The sequence below is a fragment of the Micromonospora terminaliae genome (assembly GCF_009671205.1).
GTDB lineage: Bacteria > Actinomycetota > Actinomycetes > Mycobacteriales > Micromonosporaceae > Micromonospora > Micromonospora terminaliae.
The window spans coordinates 4,734,678-4,754,665 of the sequence record NZ_CP045309.1 but is presented as its reverse complement, the minus strand read 5'-3'; the positions used below and the strand labels follow the sequence as shown (position 1 = coordinate 4,754,665).

The window sequence follows — 19,988 nt, the reverse complement described above, 5'->3', positions numbered from 1 at the left end:
GGTCCGGACCGGTACGCGGGATGGCGCGGACGGCCGCCCCCGCGGCCGTCCGTCCGCCCACTGGTACGGATCACGAGCCGATTCAGTTCACCCCGCGCGGCGGCCGGTCACCCGACGTCGAGCGGGTCGGCGAGGAGGCGCTCGAAGGCCAGCTCGGCGGCGCCGATGAGCGCCGCGTCGTCGCCGAGTTTCGGGGTACGCAGCCGCACGTGCTCCAGGCAGGCGGGCAGCCCGTTGGAGTTGAGCCGGCTGCGCACCTGGGCGGCGGCGGCCAGGTAGAGGTCGCGCATGGTGCCACCGAAGATGACCATCTCGGGGTTGAAGATGTTGACCAGGTTGGCCACGCCGAAGCCGAGCCAGTCGCCGGCCTGCCGCACGGCGGTCTGGGCCCGGGCGTCGCCCCGGTCGGCGGCGTCGAAGACGGCCAGCAGCGCCTCCCGGCCCCGGGCGTCGGAGCGGCCGGCGGCGCGGAGCAGCCCGTGCTCGCCGATCTCGGTCTCCCAGCAGCCGCGCCGGCCGCAGTCGCAGCGCACGCCGTCGCGGACCACCACCATGTGGCCGACCTCGCCGCTGTAGCCGCCGTGCCCGGTGAGCCGCCGCCCGCCGGCGATGATGCCGGCGCCGACACCGACGTCCCCGTACAGGTAGATCACGTTGTCGCAGCCGGCCGCGGCGCCCCGGGCATGCTCGGCGAAGGCCGCCACGTCGGCCACGTTGCCCACCGTGATGGGCACGTCGACGCCCAGCTCGGCGGCGAGCGCCGCGCCGATCGGCTCGTCCACCCAGCCCGTGGTGGGGCTGAGCCGGACCAGCCCGTCCTCGCGCCGGACCATGCCGCAGACCGCCACGCCGGCGCCCACGCAGATCGAGTCGGACGGCACCGCCCGGTGCATCTCCCGCACCGCGTCGGCCAGCAGCGGGGCGGCCTCCCCGGCGACCAGGTTCCGTGGCCGTTCCAGCTCCCGCCGGTCGAGCACCTCGCCGCCGAGCCCGACCCGCGCGGCCCGCAGCCGGTCCACCTCGATGCTGTACGCGTACGCGTAGACCCGGGCCGACTCGGGCCGGACGACCAGCGAGGGTCGTCCGGCCCGGCCGGTCTCCTTCGGCGTCCCCTCGCTGACCAGACCGGCGCCGGCCAGGTCGGCGGTCAGCGCGCCGATGGTGCTGCGGTTGAGGCCGAGCGCGGTGGTCAGCTCCGCCCGGGTGGTGGCCCCCCGCACGTGGACGTAACGGAGCAACGCGCCCAGGTTCTGCCGACGGATCTCGTCCTGGCTCGGTCCCGCACGCATCGCCACCGTCATGTCCGTACCGGGTTCAGCGGGTGCCCGTGGCGGCGGCCCGCCGGCGGGACAGCGCGTCGATCGTGGCGGCGGCGAGCAGTACCACGCCGGTCACCACGTACTTCACGCCCGAGCTGTAACCCATCAGTCCCATGCCGTTGTCGATGACCGCGACCACCGCGCCACCGAGGACGGCGTCCAGGATCCGGCCCTTGCCGCCGAAGAGGCTGGTGCCGCCGATCACCGCCGCGCCGACGGCGTAGAGCAGTACGTTACTGCCGCCGGTGTTGGGGTCGACCGAGTTGGCCCGGCTGGCCGCCACGATGCCGCCGATCGCCGCCATCGTGGAGCAGATGACGAACACGGAGATGCGGATCCGGTCGACGTTGATGCCGGCCCGGCGGGCCGCCTCGGCGTTGCCGCCGACCGCGTAGACGTGCCGGCCGTAGCTGGTGCGCTGGAGCACGAAGGTCCAGATCACCAGCAGCAGCGCGATGATCGGCACCACGATCGGCACGCCCTTGAGCGAGACGACCAGTACGTTGCGGCTGCGCTCCAGGTTGAGCACGTAGACGGCGAGGCCGAGGATGACGGCGAGGCCGACGATCCGGGCGAGGACCACCGCGGTCGGGTCGGTGAGCAGGCCGCGGGCGGCACGGTTGCGGTGCCGCAGCAGTTGCACGGCCGCGTACCCGGCGACGGCCACCGCGGCCAGCGCCCAGCCGAGCGCGGGGGAGAGGTTGCGGTTGGCGATGGCGAGGATGATGTCGTCCCGCACCGAGATGTTGGAGCCCTCCTTCATGAGCATCAGCACGATGCCCTGGAAGGCGAGGAAGCCGGCCAGGGTGACCACGAAGGACGGGATGCCGACCTTCGCGACCAGCAGGCCGAGCAGGGTGCCGATCACCACGCCGGTGATCACGGCGGCGAGCATCGCCACGTACCACGGGTAGCCGCGCTCGGTGACCGCGTTGGCCAGGATGGCGGCGCAGACACCGCTGGCGAAGCCGGCGGAGAGGTCGATCTCGCCGAGCAGCAGGACGAAGATCAGACCCATCGCGATCAGCGTGGTCGCCGCGCCCTGGGTGAACAGGTTGGCGAAGTTGCCGGCCGTGAAGAAGGTCGGCCGGGCGATCGAGAAGCCGACCACCAGCGCGAAGAGCATGAACACGGCCGGCAGCGCGCCGATGTCGCCGCCGCGTACCCGGCGCCAGTAGTTGTTGAAATGGGTGCCGACGGTGGGCGCCGGCGCGACTGCGGCGGGGCCTTCCTTCTGGACGGCGGTGGTGGTCATCGGACGGCTCCTGGAGTCGTGTCGGCGGGCGCGGCGCCGGTGCCGTTGCTGCCCGTGTCGGCGAGGCCGAGGTTGCCGGAGCGACCGGCGGTGATCAGCTCGACCACCTGCGCGTGCGTGATGTCGCTGGTCTTCACCTGGGCGACCATCTGGCCGAGGTAGAGGGCGGCGATGCGGTCGGAGACCGCGAAGACGTCGTTCATGTTGTGCGAGATGAGCACCACGGCGAGGCCGTTGTCGGCGAGCCGGCGGACCAGTTCCAGCACCTGGGCGGTCTGTGCGACGCCGAGGGCGGCGGTGGGCTCGTCGAGGATGACCAGCTTGCTGTTCCAGAGCACCGCCTTGGCGATGGCGACGGTCTGCCGCTGCCCGCCGGAGAGGCTGGACACGTGCTGACGCAGCGACTTGACGGTCCGCACGCTCAGCCCGGCCAGGGTCTCGGCGGCCATCTGCTCCATGGTCGGCTCGTCGAGCACGATGCCGCTGCGCTTCTCCCGGCCGAGGAACATGTTCTGCACGATGTCGAGGTTGTCGCAGAGCGCGAGGTCCTGGTAGACGACCTCGATGCCCAGCGCGGCGGCGTCCCGGGGGCTGTTGATGCTCACCGGCCGGCCGTCGAAGTGGAACTCGCCGGCGTCGGTGGGATGGATGCCGCTGATGCACTTCACCAGGGTCGACTTGCCGGCGCCGTTGTCGCCGACCAGCGCGGTCACCTCGCCGGGGTACGCGGCGAAGGCCACGTCGCGCAGCACCTGGACGGGACCGAAGCTCTTGTCGATCCCGCGTAGCTCCAGCAGGGGGGTTGCGGACACGGGGGTCTCCTTGGGAACGGAGGGAAGGTCTCGGATCCCGTCCGGCGTGGGCGCCGCCCGGCACGGATGTCCGTGCCGGGCGGCGCCGCCTGGAGCGGGGGATGGGTCAGCTGATGCCGGCGTCGGTGCAGAGCTTGGCGAAGTTGCCGGTGCAGAGCTCGTCCTTGGTGACGTAGCCGTCGGCCACGACGTCCTTGACGTTGTCCTTGTAGATCGCCTTCGGCTCCAGCAGGACGGCCGGGACGTCCCGCCCGCCCTCCGGGTCCTTGACGGTCTGGCCGGTGTCCTTCTTCTGGCCCTTGGCCAGCCCGATGGCCAGCTCGGCGGCCGCGTCGGCCTCCTTCTTGACCGCCTTGTAGACCGTCATGCACTGGTCGCCCAGGAGGATGTTCTGCAGGCCCTCCTTGGTGGCGTCCTGACCGGTCACCGGGACCTTGCCGTTGAGCTTGTTCTTCTTCAGCACCGAGATGGCGGCGTTGCCCAGGCCGTCGTTGGCGGCCAGCACCCCGTCGATCTTGCCGCGAGCCTTGGTGAGCTGCTGCTCGAAGATCGTGGCGGCCTGCGCGTTGTCCCACGCCGGCACGGAGTCGTCGGCGACCTTGGTGTACTCCTTCGAGTCGAACTTCGGCTTGAGCACCGAGTCGTACCCGTTCTTGAACAGGGTCGCGTTGTTGTCGGTCGGCGAGCCGTTGAGGTAGGCGATCGACGGGTTCTTCGCGCCCTTGTCGGTCAGGCACTTGCTCAGGCCCTCGCCCTGGAGCTTGCCGACCGCCTCGTTGTCGAAGCTGACGTAGTACTGGGCGGAGCCGCCCAGGGTCAGCCGGTCGTAGTCGATGGTGGCGACGCCCTGCGACTTGGCCTTGTCGAGCACGGCCTTGCCGGTGCCGGAGTCCAGGTTGACGATCATCAGCACGTTGACGCCGTTGGTGATCATCTGGTCGGCGATGGTCTGGAAGGCGTTCTTGTCGTTCTGGGCGTTCTGGATGTCCGAGTCGACACCGGCCGCGTCGAACGCCTCCTTGAGGTACTTGCGGTCGGCGCCCTCCCACCGGGCGGAGGACTTGCTGTCGGGGAGGATCACGCCGATCTTCGGCTTCTTGTCCGTCGAACCGCCGGCCTGGTCGGAACCGCCGTCGTCACCGCAGGCGGCCATGCTGCCGGTCGCGAGAAGACCGACGGCCGCGAAGGTGAGGAAGCCCTTGCGCATGTGCATGGGTCCTTTCGGGGGTTGGGGGAGTTGTTGTCGGTGTTTTGTTGTGCCCGGCAACGTATTCCCCCGCTCCGGAGTGGCGCAAGAGAGCCGAGGTCAGAAGTTTGTTGGCGGCAGTAACAATTCAGCAACGCAACTGACACCCGGCGGTCACCGCCGGAGAGCGCTCCCTCCGGGGAGCTGCGGGAACGCTCCCAGGTGACCTGCGGTGGGACGGCTCAGCGGGTGGCGATCGACGCCGTGACGGCGTCGGTCAACGCGACCAGGTCGGCCGGGGCGAGCTCCAGTTGCAGGCCGCGACGGCCCGCCGAGACGTAGACCGTCGGATGTTCCAGCGCGGTGGCGTCGATGACCGTGGGCAGCCGCTTGCGCTGGCCGAGCGGGCTGATCCCGCCGCGGACGTAGCCGGTGGCCCGCTCGGCCACCGCCCGGTCCGCCAGGGCCGCCCGCTTGCCGCCCGCCGCGGCCGCCAACGCCTTGAGGTCCAGCTCGCCGGTGACCGGCACGACCGCCACGGTCAGCCCGCCGTCGACCTCGGTCACCAGGGACTTGAAGACCCGGGCCGGCGGCACCCCGAGGGCCGCCGCGACCAGGGCGCCGTAGTTCGGCGCGTCCGGTGAGACGTCGTACGGGTGCGTGCTGTGCGCGATCTTCCGCTTGGTCAGCAGTGCCGTCGCCGGAGTGCCCTGTCCCGCCATGAGCGACAAGCTAACCCGGCCGTACGCGCCGGGCGAGCGGGAAACCGTCAGGCGGGAAGCGGGCGGCAGAGGAGCACGGTCGGCGCCCCGCCCACCCGGGTCAGCACCAGGCTGGCCGCCGCGTCGCCGGCCAGCTTCAGGTCGCGGCGCAGCTTCTCCGGCTCCAGCGCCGAGCCGCGCTTGAGGATCTCCACCCGCCCGACCCGGCGCTCCCGCAGCAGGGCCCGGAGCCGCTTCAACGAGAACGGCAGCACGTCGGTGATCTCCAGGCAGCGGGCGAACGGGGTGGGCCGGCCCTCGTCGCCGTACAGGTAGGCGATGCTCGGGTCGGCCAGCGTGCCGTCGAGGTCGCGGGCCAGTTCGGCGACCAGGTGCGCCCGCACCACCGCCGGGTCCGGGTCGTACAGGAAACGGCGGACCGGCCCGACCGCCGCCTCGGCGTCGCCGCCGCCGGTCAGCACGTGTGCGGCCTGCTCCCGCAGCACCGTGGCGCGGCGGGGCACCTCGGCCAGCGCGCCGCACCAGAGCGCCGCCTCGACCAGGTCGCCGTCGACGCTCACCCACTCCGCCTCGGCGCCCGGCGGGATGAGCGCGTGGTCCAGCCCGGGCGCCACCTTCACCACGGTGCGCGGCACCCGTTCGGCCAGCCCGGTGACGAAGTCCCACGGTGGCGAGTAGGCGTTCGGGTCGAAGATCCGCCGGCCGGTACCGGCCTTCCGGCGGGCCGGGTCGCAGAAGACGCCGTCGACCCGGGTCACGTCGAACGCCGTGGCGTCCCCGCACTCCACGGTGAAGCGGTCGGCCAGCCCGGCCGCCTCGGCGTTCGCGGCGGCCATGGCGGCGGTCAGCGGGTCGGCCTCCACGCCGTACACCCGGATGCCGGCGCGGGCCGCGGCCAGCGCGTCCGCCCCGAGGCCGCACCCCAGGTCGGCCAGCGTCGCCACGCCCGCGGCCCGCAGGCGCTCCGCCCGGCGCCCCGCCACGACCCCCCGGGTGGCCTGCTCCAGCCCCGCCCGGGTGAGGAACATGCCGCCCGCCGCCGCGCCGAACTTGCCGGCCGCGCGGCGCCGCAGCTCCGCCTGGGTCAGCGCCGCCGCCGCGAGGCCGCCGGGCACCCCGGCGGAGCGGAGCGCGGCCGCCGCGGTGAGCGGGTCGCCGCCGGCCACCCGCGCCGCCGCGTCGAGCGCGGCCGACCCCTCGGGGGTACGCAGAGCGGCGAACTGTTCCAGGTCCACCCCGGCATTCTCCCGGCCGCCCGACCCGCCCGGCCCGGGGCCCCTGGGAGGGGTGCCGTGGCGACACGGGAGGCGGCGCGTTGGCACTCTCCTTGACGGAGTGCTAGCCGAGGAATAACCTGCGATTAGCACTCTCACCCTGAGGGTGCCAACGCCCGGGCCCTGGTGTCCGGGGGTTGAACGCCAGGCGGACCGGCACCCGCGACGACGGCCCCGCCCGGTGGCATGTGGCAGATTGACGCCGGTCGCCCGCGACCGGCAACGACACCAAGTACCCCAGGAGGGTATGCCCGTGACTACCGCGACCAAGGTTGCGATCAAGCCGCTCGAGGACCGCATCGTGGTCCAGGCGAACGAGGCCGAGACCACCACCGCCTCGGGCATCGTGATCCCCGACACCGCCAAGGAGAAGCCGCAGGAGGGCACCGTCCTCGCTGTCGGCCCGGGCCGGATCGACGACAAGGGCAACCGCGTGCCGATCGACGTCAAGGTCGGCGACACCGTCCTCTACTCGAAGTACGGCGGCACCGAGGTCAAGTACGCCGGCGAGGAGTACCTGGTGCTCTCCGCCCGCGACGTCCTCGCGGTCATCGAGAAGTAAGCAACCGATCAGTGTCGTTGCCCCGGTCCGGCTCGCCGGGCCGGGGCAACGTCGCTTCGAAGGGATACAGATGGCGAAGATCCTGAGCTTCTCGGACGACGCCCGGCACCTGCTGGAGCATGGTGTCAACGCCCTCGCGGACGCGGTCAAGGTCACTCTCGGCCCGCGCGGGCGCAACGTCGTCCTGGACAAGAAGTTTGGTGTGCCCACGATCACCAACGACGGCGTGACGATCGCCAAGGAGATCGAGCTCACCAACCCCTACGAGAACCTCGGCGCGCAGCTGGTCAAGGAGGTGGCGACCAAGACCAACGACGTCGCCGGCGACGGGACCACCACCGCGACCGTGCTGGCCCAGGCCATGGTCCGCGAGGGCCTGCGCAACGTGGCCGCCGGAGCCAACCCCACCGGCCTCAAGCGGGGCATCGACGCGGCGGCCGCCAAGGTCTCCGAGGCGTTGCTCGGCCGGGCCGTCGAGGTGGCCGACAAGGAGTCGATCGCGCACGTCGCGACGATCTCCGCGCAGGACGCCACCATCGGCGAGCTGATCGCCGAGGCGATGGAGCGGGTCGGCCGCGACGGTGTCATCACCGTCGAGGAGGGCTCCGCCCTGACCACCGAGCTCGAGGTCACCGAGGGCCTCCAGTTCGACAAGGGCTTCATCTCGCCGAACTTCGTCACCGACGTGGAGGGGCAGGAGGCGGTCCTGGAGGACCCGTACATCCTGATCACCACGCAGAAGATCTCGGCCATCGAGGAGCTGCTGCCGCTGCTGGAGAAGGTCCTCCAGAACAACAAGCCGCTGCTCATCGTCGCCGAGGACGTCGAGGGCCAGGCCCTGTCCACGCTGGTGGTCAACGCGATCCGCAAGACCATCAAGGTCTGCGCCGTGAAGGCCCCCGGCTTCGGCGACCGCCGCAAGGCGATGCTCCAGGACATGGCGATCCTGACCGGCGCCGAGCTGGTCGCCCCGGAGCTGGGCTACAAGCTCGACCAGGTCGGCCTGGAGGTGCTCGGCACCGCCCGCCGCGTGGTGGTCGACAAGGAGAACACCACGGTCGTCGACGGCGGCGGCCAGTCCGCCGAGGTCGCCGACCGGGTCGCCCAGATCCGCAAGGAGATCGAGGCCTCGGACTCCGAGTGGGACCGGGAGAAGCTGGCCGAGCGGCTGGCGAAGCTCTCCGGCGGCATCGCGGTGATCAAGGCCGGCGCGGCCACCGAGGTCGAGATGAAGGAGCGCAAGCACCGCATCGAGGACGCGATCTCCGCGACCAAGGCCGCGGTCGAGGAGGGTACGGTCCCGGGTGGCGGCGCCGCCCTGGCCCAGATCCTGCCGGTGCTCGACGACGACCTGGGCTTCACCGGTGACGAGAAGGTCGGCGTCTCGATCGTGCGCAAGGCGCTGGTCGAGCCGCTGCGCTGGATCGCCCAGAACGCCGGCCACGACGGCTACGTGGTGGTGCAGAAGGTCGCCGGCCAGGAGTGGGGCAACGGCCTCAACGCCGCCAACGGCGAGTACGTCGACCTGGTCAAGTCCGGCATCCTCGACCCGGTGAAGGTGACCCGCAACGCGGTCGCCAACGCCGCGTCGATCGCCGGTCTGCTGCTCACCACCGAGAGCCTCGTGGTGGAGAAGCCGGAGAAGGCCGAGCCGGCCGACGCCGGGCACGGCCACGGCCACGGGCACGGCCACCAGCACGGCCCGGGCTTCTGATCCCGAGCCGTACGGCCTGACGTCAGGGCACACCGCCGACCTCGGCGGTGTGCCCTGACCCGTCTCTGCTTACGAAACCCTGACGAGGTTGGCGGTCGGCCGCTCCGAGCGACGACACTGGTCGCCGTGAGCAGCATGTCGCGCGGCCGGGCCGCGCTGGCCGGGGTCACGGCCGCGGTCGTCGCGATCGGTGTCGCCGAACCGGTGGCCGTCCTCACCGGTCCCCGGTCCGCCCCGCTGATCGCGGTCGGCGGGCTGGTCGTCGACGTCGTGCCCGAGCCGCTCAAGCAGTTCGCCATCGCGGTCTTCGGCACCTACGACAAGATCGCCCTGCTGGTCGGCACGGCGGTGCTGCTGGCCGCGATCGCCGCGCTGCTCGGCGTGCTGGCGGCCCGGCGGCTCCGGTTCGGCCTGGCCGGCATCGCCGCGTTCGCGGCCCTCGGGGTGGCCGCCGCCCTGACCCGGGCGGGCGCGGACGCCCTCGACGCGCTGCCCTCCCTGGTCGGTGGTGCACTGGGTGCGCTCACGCTCTGGGCGTTCGTCGCGGGCCCGCTGCGCGAGGCTGCCGCCCCCTCGACCCCGCCGTCGCCGCCCGCCGCCGCGCTCGCGCGGGACGAGGCGCCGGCCGGGTGGGAGCCGCAGGAGGCCGCCGGGGACGAGTCGCGGCGGCGGTTCCTGCGCGGCGTGGGCCTGCTGGCCGGCACGGCGGCGGTGGCGGGGCTCGGCGGGCACTGGCTGGCCGGGCGGCGGGGGGTCTCGGCGGCCCGCGAGGCGGTGCGCCTGCCCACGCCGGTCGCGCCCGCCCCACCGGTGCCGGCCGGCGCGGACCTGGCGGTGGACCGGCTCGCCCCCTTCGTCACCCCGAACCGCGAGTTCTACCGGATCGACACGGCCCTCGTGGTGCCGCAGGTCGACCCGGCGACCTGGCGGCTGCGTATCCACGGCCGGGTCCGCAGACCGCTCGAGCTGAGCTTCGACGACCTGCTCGCCCGGCCGATGGTCGAGCGCCACATCACCCTGGCGTGCGTCTCCAACGAGGTGGGCGGCGACCTGATCGGCAACGCCCGCTGGCTGGGCGTGCCGATCCGGGAACTGCTGGACGAGGTCGAGCCGGAGGAGGGTGCGGACCAGGTGGTCGGCCGCTCGGTCGACGGCTGGACCTGCGGCACCCCCACGGCGGTGCTGCGGGACGGCCGGGACGCCCTGCTGGCGGTCGGGATGAACGGCGAGCCGCTGCCGGTGGAGCACGGCTTCCCGGTGCGGATGGTGGTGCCCGGCCTCTACGGGTACGTCTCGGCGTGCAAGTGGGTGACCGAGCTGGAGCTGACCAGCTTCGCGGACTTCGACGCGTACTGGGTGCCGCGCGGATGGTCGGCGCAGGGGCCGATCAAGACGGAGTCCCGGATCGACACGCCGCGCCGGCGGGACCGGCTCACCGCCGGACCGGTCACGGTCGCCGGGGTGGCCTGGGCCCAGCACCGGGGCATCCGCCGGGTCGAGGTACGCGTCGACGACGGCCCCTGGCACGAGGCGACCCTGGCCCCGACGGTCTCGGTAGACACCTGGGTGCAGTGGTCGTGGCGCTGGGACGCCACCCCGGGCGACCACACCCTCCAGGTCCGGGCCACGGACGCCGCCGGGGAGACCCAGCCGGCGCAGCGCCGCCCGGTCGCCCCGGACGGCGCCACCGGCTGGCACACCGTCCCGGTCGAGGTCGGCTGACCCCGGCGCCTCCACTCCGGCGAGCGGCATCGGGTTCCGACCGCCTGTCGAGCTGATGTCGCAGACGACTCAACGGTGTCCGGACCCCAGCCCGGTCGGCCCTCTCCGCGAACCAGCGCGGCCCTCGGTGTCGGCCGGCCGGGCCATGCCGCGCGAGCGGGAGCAACCGGAGCGGGTGGGCGCCAACCGAGGGCCGAGGCGGGGTGGCGACGGCTGTGGCGGTGGCCGGCCTGGGCATCGCAATGTGCGGGCGCCCGCTCAGGCGGGTTCGGTCGGCGGTCGCCCTGGGTTCGAGTCGTTGGTGATGTCAGCTCGACAGGCGCTGCCGGAGAAAGTCCCCGCTCCGGTGATGAGGGCGAAACGCGACGCCGCGCCCGGAGTTCCGGGGCGCGGCGTCGCGGTGGTCGATGCGGAACGGTCAGGCGATCTTGCGCTGGTCCGGGACGGCGGACTTGTGCGGGCGGCCGAGGCGGGCCTCCAGCCGGGCGACGTCCACGCGGGACTGCCGGCGGTCGGCCAGGTCCTCCCAGCCGAGGGCGAGCAACCGCAGCCGCTCCGACTCGCTGAAGCCGCCCCACACGCCGTAGGGCTCGCGGACCGAGAGGGCGTGGGCGGCGCACTCGGCGCGCACCGGGCAGGTGCGGCAGACGGCCTTGGCGCCGGACTCGCGGCGCAGCCGCGACGAGCCGCGCTCGCCGTCCGGGTGGAAGAACTGGGCGCTGTCCCGGCCGCGGCAGGCACCGAGTCGCTGCCAGTCCCAGAGGTCGACAATGGGTCCGGGCAGTCTGCGTACGTTCGACATCAGCACCCCTCCTCCCGCGCGGCACCGCGGAGAATCTTCGTGGCCAGCTCCTACCGGTGCGGGTGGTCCGCGCGGGACACCGTTTCCGGAGTGACCCCTCGGTACCCGGGCTTTCCCGCGCTCACACATCTGTGATCGAAAACCTCGGACAGTTGGCGGCATATGCCCCATCTGCCGGAAAAGTTCGGATGATTGCCCGGAACCTCCTCCCGAGCACACGCCGTCGTGGTCGACTCTGAGTCGGAGAGGAGACCACTGTGCGTAGCGTTCTTGTGTGCGTTCGGACACCACTCGCAGCCCAGCATTTGACCTCCGCGGCGGCGCGGCTCGGGCTGTCGGGCGTGCTTCGGACGGCCGTCTCCGATCCCGAGGTGATGTTGCGGCTCGCGGAGCGCCAGGTCGACGTGGTGCTCGCCGACACCGCCCTCACCCGGCCGGACAGCGCCGGCTTCGTCCGCCGGGTGCTCGCCCGTGCCCCGCAGGCCGCCGTGCTGCTGCTCGGGGCCGAGGAGTCGGAGGCCGCCGCGGCCACCATCAGCGCCGGCGCCCGCGGTCTCATCCAGAACGCCGACCACGACCTGACCAGCGCGGTCGCCAAGGCGCTGCTGCTGCTCTCGGCCCCCGGCCGCACCAACCGGCACCGGGTCACCGACCCCGCCCGGGACGCGGCGGCGGTCGGCGGCCCGGCCCGGTCGGCCGCGCCGGGGCGTACCCCGGCGGGGGCGGCGTGGCCGGCAGGCCCGGCGGGCCCGGCGGAGGGTCCCGGCGGCGGGCCCACGATGGTGCCGGTGCAGCGCGGCGAGGATCCGGCCGACCCGGCCGCGGGCGAGGCGGAGCCGGCGCCGGCGGGCGGCCCGCAGCGGCCGGCGCGCAGTCCGCGAAGCGCCATCGGGCTCACGGAGCGTGAGCTTCAGGTGCTGCTCGGGATGGCCGAGGGGAAGAGCAACGCGGAGATCGGGCGGGAGCTGTTCGTCTCGGAGGACACCGTCAAGACCCACGCCCGCCGGCTGTTCCGCAAGCTGGGCGCCCGCGACCGGGCGCACGCCGTGGCCGCGGGATTCCGCGCCGGCCTGGTCGCCTGACCCGGCCGCTCACTCCTCGGCGGTGTCGTCCGTGCCCTCGGTGAGGGTGTCGTGCACGCCGTCGGCGTAGCCCCGGGCGTAGTCCCAGCTCACGTAGTGGTCCGGGTCGGGGTCGTAGGCCGGCTCGTGCACGCGGGGCCGCCCCGAGTTGAGCAGGTGGCGCAGGTTGCCCCGGAGCAGGTCCCAGTCGAAGTAGTGCGGCTCCCGGCAGTCCTCGCACTCGATGACCAGGCCGCGGACCCCGATCGGCTGCAACAGGGCCTGGTAGATCTCCAGGTCGGCCAGGTCCTCCAGGACGTCCTGCCGCTCGACCTCGCTCAGCGGGTCGAGCGGGTCGTCCTCGCGCGGGTCGTGCAGGCCGGCAGCCGGATCGGCCGGGTCGCCGTTGAACGGGTCGATGGGCTCGTCGTGCACCCCCTCACCGTAGTCCCCGACCCGCCGGAAAGCCCGCCCCCGGGACTCCCTGTGGCGCCGCCTACCCGCGCCCGGCGCTGCCAGGGGCGGACCAGCTCAATGGGTACGATGAAGCGACGCGCCGTCCTGCCGTCGTGCGCCGGTGCCCGCGCGCGCCGCCTCGCCGCAGCCCGTCCGACCAGCTCAGGGGAGCAATCGTGGAGAATTCGCCCAGCACCGAGATCCCGGCCGGCCGCGACGGCGGTGAGCTGGGCGGCCACCTGCCCGAGCTGCCCGCCGGCTCGGCCCGGGTGGTGCCGCTCGGGCTGACCTTCGACGACGTGCTGCTCCAGCCGGGCGAGTCGGACGTGGTGCCCAGCCGGGTCAACACCCGCACCCGGCTCACCCGCAACGTCGAGTTGACCATCCCGCTGCTCTCCAGCGCCATGGACACCGTCACCGAGGCCCGGATGGCGATCGCCATGGCTCGCCAGGGCGGCATCGGCGTGCTGCACCGCAACCTCTCCGTGGAGGACCAGGCGCTCCAGGTCGACCTGGTCAAGCGCTCCGAGTCCGGCATGATCACCAACCCGGTGACCGCCAGCCCGGACGACACCCTCCGCGAGGTCGACGCGCTCTGCGGCCGCTACCGCATCTCCGGCGTGCCGGTGGTCGACGGGCAGGGCGAGCTGGTCGGCATCGTGACCAACCGGGACATGCGCTTCGTCTCCGACCCGGCCACCCCGGTCCGCGACATCATGACCCGGACCCCGCTGATCACCGCCCGGGTCGGGGTGAGCAAGGACGAGGCGCTGTCGCTGCTCCGGCAGCACAAGGTGGAGAAGCTGCCGATCGTCGACGAGGCCGGCAAGCTGCGCGGGCTGATCACGGTCAAGGACTTCACCAAGAGCGAGCAGTACCCGAACGCCACCAAGGACTCCGCCGGCCGGCTCCGGGTCGCCGCCGCCGTGGGCGTCGGCGAGGACGCGTACAAGCGGGCCCGCACCCTGGTCGACGCCGGGGTGGACGTGCTCATCGTGGACACCGCCCACGGCCACCAGCGGGCCGTGCTGGAGATGGTCGCCCGCCTCAAGAAGGACGTGACCATCGACATCGTGGGCGGCAACATCGCCACCTACGCCGGCGCCAAGGCGCTGGTCGACGCGGGCGCCGACGGCATCAAGGTGGGCGTCGGCCCCGGTGCCATCTGCACCACCCGGATCGTGGCCGGCGTGGGCGTCCCGCAGATCACCGCGATCATGGAGGCGTCCCGGGCGGCCCGCCCGGCCGGCGTCCCGGTGATCGGCGACGGCGGCATCCAGTATTCGGGTGACATCGCCAAGGCCCTGGTGGCCGGCGCCGACACCGTGATGCTCGGCAGCCTGCTGGCCGGCTGCGAGGAGAGCCCCGGCGAGCTGATCTTCATCAACGGCAAGCAGTACAAGGCGTACCGGGGGATGGGCTCGCTCGGCGCGATGCAGTCGCGGGGCCAGGGCAAGTCCTACTCCAAAGACCGCTACTTCCAGCAGGACGTGCTCGCCGAGGACAAGCTGGTCCCCGAGGGCGTCGAGGGCCAGGTCCCCTACCGCGGCCCGCTCGCCCAGGTCGCCCACCAGCTCACCGGCGGGCTCCGCGCCGCCATGGGCTACGTCGGCGCCGAGAGCATCCCCGAGCTGCACCGGCGCGGGCAGCTCATCCGGATCACCGCGGCCGGCCTCAAGGAGAGCCACCCGCACGACATCCAGATGACGGTCGAGGCGCCGAACTACCACTCCCGCTGACCCACCACCCCCAACCTCCTGGAGTCCCCCATGCGTGACGTGGTCGAGATCGGGCTGGGCAAGACCGCGCAGCGCGGCTACCACCTGGACGACATCGCCATCGTGCCGAGCCGCCGCACCCGGGACGTCGACGACGTCTCCACGGCGTGGCAGCTCGACGCCTACCAGTTCGGCATCCCCTGCGTCGGGCACCCCTCCGACGCGACCATGAGCCCCGCCTCAGCGGTGCGGCTGGGCCAGCTCGGCGGCCTCGGCGTGCTCAACGTCGAGGGCCTGTGGACCCGCTACGAGAACCCGGCCAAGGTGCTGGAGGAGCTGGCCGGCCTGGACGAGGACGCCCGGGCCACCAAGCGGCTCCAGGAGGTCTACGCCGAGCCGATCCGCCCCGACCTGATCGCCGAGAGGGTCCGCGAGCTGCGCGACGGCGGCGGCACGGTGGCCGTCCGGGTCTCCCCGCAGCACACCCTGGCGCTCGCCCCGGTGATCCTCGACGCCGGCGTGGACATCCTGGTCATCCAGGGCACCATCGTCTCCGCCGAGCACGTCTCCACCACCGACGAGCCGCTGAACCTCAAGGAGTTCATCGCCGACCTCGACCTGCCGGTCATCGTCGGCGGCTGCACCGACTACAAGACGGCGCTGCACCTGATGCGCACCGGCGCGGCCGGCGTGATCGTCGGCGTCGGCGGCGACGACTGGTCCACCACCGAGTCGGTGCTCGGCATCCGGGTGCCCATGGCCACCGCCATCGCCGACGCCGCCGCGGCCCGCCGCGACTACCTGGACGAGACCGGCGGCCGGTACGTGCACCTGATCGCCGACGGCGACATGCAGACCTCCGGCGACATCGCCAAGGCGCTCGGCTGCGGGGCCGACGCCGTGATGCTCGGCGAGCCGCTGTCGCTCTGCGAGGAGGCCCCGGCCGGCGGTGCCTGGTGGCACTCGGCCGCCAGCCACCCGTCGCTGCCGCGTGGCGCGTTCGAGGTGGCCGGTGAGCCGCTCGGCTCGATGGAGAAGCTGCTGTTCGGCCCGGCCGACGAGCCGGACGGCCAGCTCAACCTCTTCGGCGGGCTGCGCCGGGCGATGGCCAAGTGCGGCTACCGCGACCTCAAGGAGTTCCAGAAGGTCGGCCTGGTCCTCGACCGCTGACCGCGTGACCGGCCGACGGCGCGGGTGGGGATTCCGGTCCCTCCCGCGCCGTCGCGCGTCTAGGCTCGGCGGATGACGCGCGGCCGGCGGTGGGGCACGGCGGTGCTCGCCGTCGTGCTGCTGGCCGGCGGCTGCACCCGGGACGACGACGGGCCGTTCCAGCCGGGCGCCCCGGACGCGGGTGACCCGTACGTGCCGGGGGCCGGCAACGGCGGCTACGACGTCGGCCACTACGCGCTGAAGGTCCGCTACGACCCGGCCGACGACCGGCTCACCGGCGAGGCCGTCCTGACCGCCACCGCCACCCGGGCGCTGTCCCGGTTCCAGCTCGACCTGGCCGGCCTTACCGTCGACCGGGTACGCGTCGACGGCGCCCCGGCGAAGCACCGGCGCGACGGCGCCGAGCTGGTGATCACCCCGCCCCGCGGGCTGCCGGCCGGCCAGCGGTTCACGGTCGAGGTGACGTACGGCGGGGTGCCCGAGCCGCTGCCCAGCGCGGAGCTGGGTGACGGCGGTTTCCACGCCACCGGGGACGGCGCCATCGCCCTCGGCCAGCCCGAGTCGGCGAGCACCTGGTACCCGGTCAACGACCACCCCTCCGACAAGGCCACCTACGACCTGGCGGTGACCGTGCCGGACGGGCTCGCCGCCCTGAGCAACGGGGTGCCGAAGGGGACCGCGAGCAAGGACGGCTGGACCACCTGGCGCTGGTCCGAGGGCAGTCCCATGGCGAGCTACCTGTCCACCCTGGTGATCGGCCACTACCGGGTCACGAGCGGCACCCACGCGGGGAAGCCGATCGTCACCGCCGTCGCCGCCGGTCTGCCCGGCGACGGTCCGGCCGCCGCGTCGGTGGCCCGCACCGGCGAGATCACCGACTTCCTGGCCGGCCGCTTCGGGCCGTACCCGTTCGACGCGTACGGCGGGATCGTGGTGTCCGACGACCGGATCCGGTACGCGCTGGAGACGCAGTCCCGGCCCGTCTACGGGCCGGGCTTCTTCCGGGGCGCCGGCCCGAACACGGAGGTGGTCGCGCACGAGCTGGCCCACCAGTGGTTCGGCGACAGCGTCTCGGTTGCCCGGTGGAGCGACCTGTGGCTCAACGAGGGCTTCGCCACGTACGCGGAATGGCTCTGGGCGGAGCACGACGGCCGGCGCACCGTCGAGCGGGCCTTCGCCGACCGGTACGCGGTCACCGACTGGAGCAAGCCCTCGGTGGACCCGGGCCGCGCCGCGATGTTCGGCGACGCGGTCTACCAGCGCGGCGCGCTGGCCGTGCACGCCCTGCGCCGGGCGGTCGGTGACGACACCTTCTTCCGCATCCTGCGCGGCTGGCTGGCCGAGCGGCGCGACGGCACCGCCACCACCGCCGACTTCGTGGCCCACGCCGAGCGCACGGCCGGGAAACCCTTGCGCCCGCTCTTCGACGCCTGGCTCGTCGGGGCGAGCGCGCCGGCCCTGCCGTGACGCGGACGTGATCGATCCTGGGTAGGCTGCCGCGGGCGGAGCGGCCCCGGGCAGGGCCGCCACGGTGCGGTCCGGGAGGGATCGAGGCGATGGCGCGGCGCGGCGGACGACGACGGCTCGGGCTGGTGGTCTGCGGAGCGCTGCTGCTGGCCGGCTGCGGCGCGGCCGGGCCGGACCGGGCCACGCCGGCGCTCACCGCGCCCAGCCCGACGGCCGGGCGCAGCTTCGCGCCCGGTGCGCCCGGCGCGGGCGATCCCTACTTCCCGAGCTACGGCAACGGCGGCTACGACGTCGCCCACTACACGGTGCAGGTGCGCTACGACCCGGCGACCGACCGGCTCACCGGCACCACCACCCTGCGGGCCACGGCGACGGCCAACCTGTCGGCGTTCAACCTGGACCTGGCCGGGCTGACGGTGCGGTCGGTCACCGTGGACGCGGCGAAGGCCGCACACACCCGGGCCGACGACGAGCTGGTCGTCACCCCGGCCACCGGCCTCACCTCCGGCAACGGCTTCGTGGCCGAGATCCGGTACGACGGCCAGCCGGCCGCGCTCGACAACGACGTGCTCGGCGGGGCCGGCTGGCTGCACACCGTCGACGGGGCGATCGCGCTCGGCCAGCCGGAGTCGGCCAGCACCTGGTTCCCGGTCAACGACCATCCCTCCGACAAGGCCACCTACGACTTCGAGATCACCGTGCCGAAGGGGCTCACGGCGGTCAGCAACGGGGTCCCGAAGGGACGGAGCACCACGGGCGGCTGGACCACCTGGCGCTGGTCCGAGGAGGCCCCGATGGCCAGCTACCTGACGATGGTGGCGATCGGGAAGTTCCGGGTCACCACCGACGAGCACAAGGGCCGGCCGGTCTACAGCGCGGTCACCACCCAGGTGGCCGAGGGCGCGCCGGACCGGTCGATCGCACGGACCGTCGAGGTGGCCGACTACCTGGAGAGCATCTTCGGGCCGTACCCGTTCGAGGCGTACGGCGGGGTGGTGGTCGCCGACGACCGGATCCGGTACGCCCTGGAGACGCAGAGCCGGCCGGTCTACTCGGCGGGGTTCTTCCGGCAGGGCGACAACACCGGCGTGGTCGCGCACGAGCTGGCCCACCAGTGGTACGGCGACAGCGTCTCCCTCCAGCGCTGGCAGGACATCTGGCTCAACGAGGGGCTGGCGACGTACGCCGAGTGGCTGTGGGCCGAGCACGCCGGCCAGTCCACCGTCCAGCGCACCTTCGACCAGAAGTACGCCACGACGTCGAGCCAGGTCTGGCGTACGCCGACAGGGAAGCCGGGGGTGGCGGACCTGTTCGGCCGGTCGGTCTACGACCGGGGCGGGATGACCGTGCACGCCCTGCGGGTGGCGGTGGGCGACAGCGCCTTCTTCACGATCCTGCGCACCTGGGCGGCGGAGAAGAGGCACGGCAACGCCACCACCGACGAGTTCGTGGCGCTCGCCGAGCGGGTTTCCGGCAGGAAGCTCGGCAAGCTCTTCGACGCCTGGCTCTACGGCACCGAGCGCCCGCCGGCACCGAAGCCGCTCTGAGTCAGTTCTTCACCCGCAGCGCGGGGTTCGCGGCGAGGAAGGCGTCGGGGTCGCCGCCGCGCAGGGCGGCGAAGAACTGCCGGCCCACCGGGCGCAGCTGCTCACCCCGGTAGGAGCCGCCGCTGCCCACCCCGTCGCCGGGGAGGCCGACCAGGACGAACTTCTCCGGCGGCAGGCCACCCAGGGCGTACGCGAAGTCGATCAGCCGCCGGCCGCCTCCGACGTACACCATGGTCTTGCCGAGGGTGCTCACCACCTGCTCGACCCGGTCCGGGTCCCGGGCGATCCCCTGGCTGAGGATCTTGAGGGCCAGCGCACGGATCAGCTGCTGCTGGTGGCGCTGCCGGGCGTAGTCGCCGCCCGCGATGTAGCGCTGCCGGGCGTAGTCCCGCGCCTGCCAGCCGTTGAGGTGCCGGGTGCCCTTCTCGTAGACCATTTGCGGCCCGACGTATCCGCTCGCCGTGTGCTGCCGGTACTGCCCGTCGGGGCGCCGGTGGATCGAGGCGACCCGCTGGTCGACGTAGAGGTCCACCCCGCCCAGCGCGTCGACCAGCCGGTCGAAGCCGAAGAAGGTGAGCACCGCGCCGGCGTCGATGCGCAGCCCGGTGTACCGGCTGACCGTGGTCCGCAGCAGTTCGTACCCCTGGGCGGTGCTCGGATGCAACTTGTCGCCCGGAACCCGGCTTCCGTAGCTCATGGCGTGGGTGAGCTTGGTCCGGCCGCCCGGGTAGCCGGCCTTCGGGTAGGCCGGGATGTCGACCACCAGGTCGCGGGGGAGCGAGAACAGGTACGCGCGGCCCAGCCCGGCCGGCACGTGCAGCACCAGCACGGCGTCGGCGTGCGGTTCCCAGCCCGGCACGGTGACCCGGGTGTCCACGCCGACGAGCAGCAGGTTGAGCGGCCCCTTGAGGTCGGCCCCGGGTGGCGGGGTGGGGCTGCTGGTGACCGGCGCCGGCGTGGTCACCGCGGGGGAGGACGGGCTCGGCGGTGCGGACCCGGCCACCGGGCCGGGCGACGGGCGGGAGACCAGCCGCGTGGTCACCACCGCGCCCGCGGCGACCAGCACCACCGCCACCAGAGCGGCCAGTCCGAGCAGCCACCGTCGTCGTGTCATCGTGGTCTCCCTCCCCCGTCCACCACTCGACGCGCGACGCAGGTCCGTCGGTTGCACGGGATTCCCGTGTCATCGAGCGCTCTGCAT

General features: G+C 73.1%; 17 protein-coding genes. 8 read left to right on the top strand and 9 right to left on the bottom strand.

Features of this window, described 5'->3' with window-relative positions; genetic code table 11:
- Positions 1–107 precede the first annotated feature (107 nt).
- From GCE86_RS21715 to GCE86_RS21690, 6 genes are all read right to left on the bottom strand, one after another.
- Positions 108–1,289 carry an ROK family protein gene (locus GCE86_RS21715; protein WP_154228664.1) on the bottom strand — a complete coding sequence of 394 codons (1,182 nt, stop codon included), beginning with the start codon at positions 1,287–1,289 and terminating at the stop codon, positions 108–110.
- A 25-nt stretch (positions 1,290–1,314) separates the two neighbouring features.
- Positions 1,315–2,574 (bottom strand): sugar ABC transporter permease, encoded by a 1,260-nt coding sequence (locus GCE86_RS21710; RefSeq protein WP_154228663.1) that lies wholly within the window; start codon positions 2,572–2,574, stop codon positions 1,315–1,317.
- Positions 2,571–3,386: an ATP-binding cassette domain-containing protein gene (locus GCE86_RS21705; RefSeq protein ID WP_154228662.1), complete on the bottom strand. Its 816-nt coding sequence runs from the start codon at positions 3,384–3,386 to the stop codon at positions 2,571–2,573. Before GCE86_RS21705 ends, GCE86_RS21710 begins: the two co-directional genes overlap by 4 nt.
- A gap of 106 nt (positions 3,387–3,492) precedes the next feature.
- Positions 3,493–4,593, bottom strand: a complete 1,101-nt coding sequence (locus GCE86_RS21700) for a sugar ABC transporter substrate-binding protein (protein WP_154228661.1) — start codon at positions 4,591–4,593, stop codon at positions 3,493–3,495.
- Between the two features lie 221 nt (positions 4,594–4,814).
- Positions 4,815–5,294: a Cys-tRNA(Pro) deacylase gene (ybaK, locus tag GCE86_RS21695; RefSeq protein WP_154228660.1), complete on the bottom strand. Its 480-nt coding sequence runs from the start codon at positions 5,292–5,294 to the stop codon at positions 4,815–4,817.
- A gap of 47 nt (positions 5,295–5,341) precedes the next feature.
- The gene (locus GCE86_RS21690) at positions 5,342–6,529 is read right to left on the bottom strand and encodes a THUMP-like domain-containing protein (RefSeq protein ID WP_154228659.1); all 1,188 of its coding nucleotides are present in this window, start codon (positions 6,527–6,529) and stop codon (positions 5,342–5,344) included.
- Positions 6,530–6,815: 286 nt separating this feature from the next.
- Here GCE86_RS21690 and groES point away from each other — a divergent pair, with 286 nt between their 5' ends.
- The 3 genes from groES (at position 6,816) to GCE86_RS21675 (ending at position 10,566) form a co-directional block, all read left to right on the top strand.
- Positions 6,816–7,130 (top strand): co-chaperone GroES, encoded by a 315-nt coding sequence (groES, locus tag GCE86_RS21685; protein WP_018222648.1) that lies wholly within the window; start codon positions 6,816–6,818, stop codon positions 7,128–7,130.
- Positions 7,131–7,200: 70 nt separating this feature from the next.
- Positions 7,201–8,844, top strand: a complete 1,644-nt coding sequence (gene groL / locus GCE86_RS21680; protein ID WP_154228658.1) for a chaperonin GroEL — start codon at positions 7,201–7,203, stop codon at positions 8,842–8,844.
- A gap of 135 nt (positions 8,845–8,979) precedes the next feature.
- Entirely contained in the window at positions 8,980–10,566 is a 1,587-nt protein-coding gene (locus tag GCE86_RS21675; protein WP_204343114.1) for a molybdopterin-dependent oxidoreductase, read from the top strand.
- Between the two features lie 418 nt (positions 10,567–10,984).
- On the opposite strand, the gene GCE86_RS21670 is transcribed toward GCE86_RS21675, so the two are convergent.
- Positions 10,985–11,368 carry a WhiB family transcriptional regulator gene (locus tag GCE86_RS21670; RefSeq protein WP_154228656.1) on the bottom strand — a complete coding sequence of 128 codons (384 nt, stop codon included), beginning with the start codon at positions 11,366–11,368 and terminating at the stop codon, positions 10,985–10,987.
- A 257-nt stretch (positions 11,369–11,625) separates the two neighbouring features.
- On the opposite strand from GCE86_RS21670, the gene GCE86_RS21665 reads away from it, so the two are divergent.
- Positions 11,626–12,450, top strand: coding sequence for a helix-turn-helix transcriptional regulator (locus GCE86_RS21665; protein ID WP_154228655.1), 825 nt, complete (start codon positions 11,626–11,628; stop codon positions 12,448–12,450).
- Positions 12,451–12,459: 9 nt separating this feature from the next.
- Here the strand turns inward: GCE86_RS21665 and GCE86_RS21660 are convergent, their stop codons facing one another.
- On the bottom strand, positions 12,460–12,864 hold the full coding sequence (locus tag GCE86_RS21660) for a DUF5319 domain-containing protein (protein WP_154228654.1): 405 nt from the start codon (positions 12,862–12,864) through the stop codon (positions 12,460–12,462).
- A gap of 197 nt (positions 12,865–13,061) precedes the next feature.
- Here GCE86_RS21660 and guaB point away from each other — a divergent pair, with 197 nt between their 5' ends.
- The 4 genes from guaB (at position 13,062) to GCE86_RS21640 (ending at position 18,787) form a co-directional block, all read left to right on the top strand.
- Positions 13,062–14,624 (top strand): IMP dehydrogenase, encoded by a 1,563-nt coding sequence (guaB, locus tag GCE86_RS21655; RefSeq protein WP_154228653.1) that lies wholly within the window; start codon positions 13,062–13,064, stop codon positions 14,622–14,624.
- A gap of 30 nt (positions 14,625–14,654) precedes the next feature.
- On the top strand, positions 14,655–15,773 hold the full coding sequence (locus tag GCE86_RS21650) for a GuaB3 family IMP dehydrogenase-related protein (RefSeq protein WP_091262642.1): 1,119 nt from the start codon (positions 14,655–14,657) through the stop codon (positions 15,771–15,773).
- Between the two features lie 72 nt (positions 15,774–15,845).
- Entirely contained in the window at positions 15,846–17,240 is a 1,395-nt protein-coding gene (locus GCE86_RS21645; protein WP_154228652.1) for a M1 family metallopeptidase, read from the top strand.
- Between the two features lie 89 nt (positions 17,241–17,329).
- Positions 17,330–18,787, top strand: a complete 1,458-nt coding sequence (locus tag GCE86_RS21640; RefSeq protein ID WP_154228651.1) for a M1 family metallopeptidase — start codon at positions 17,330–17,332, stop codon at positions 18,785–18,787.
- A 1-nt stretch (position 18,788) separates the two neighbouring features.
- Here GCE86_RS21640 and GCE86_RS21635 read toward each other — a convergent pair whose 3' ends face one another.
- The gene (locus GCE86_RS21635) at positions 18,789–19,901 is read right to left on the bottom strand and encodes an LCP family protein (protein WP_154228650.1); all 1,113 of its coding nucleotides are present in this window, start codon (positions 19,899–19,901) and stop codon (positions 18,789–18,791) included.
- Positions 19,902–19,988: the final 87 nt, after the last annotated feature.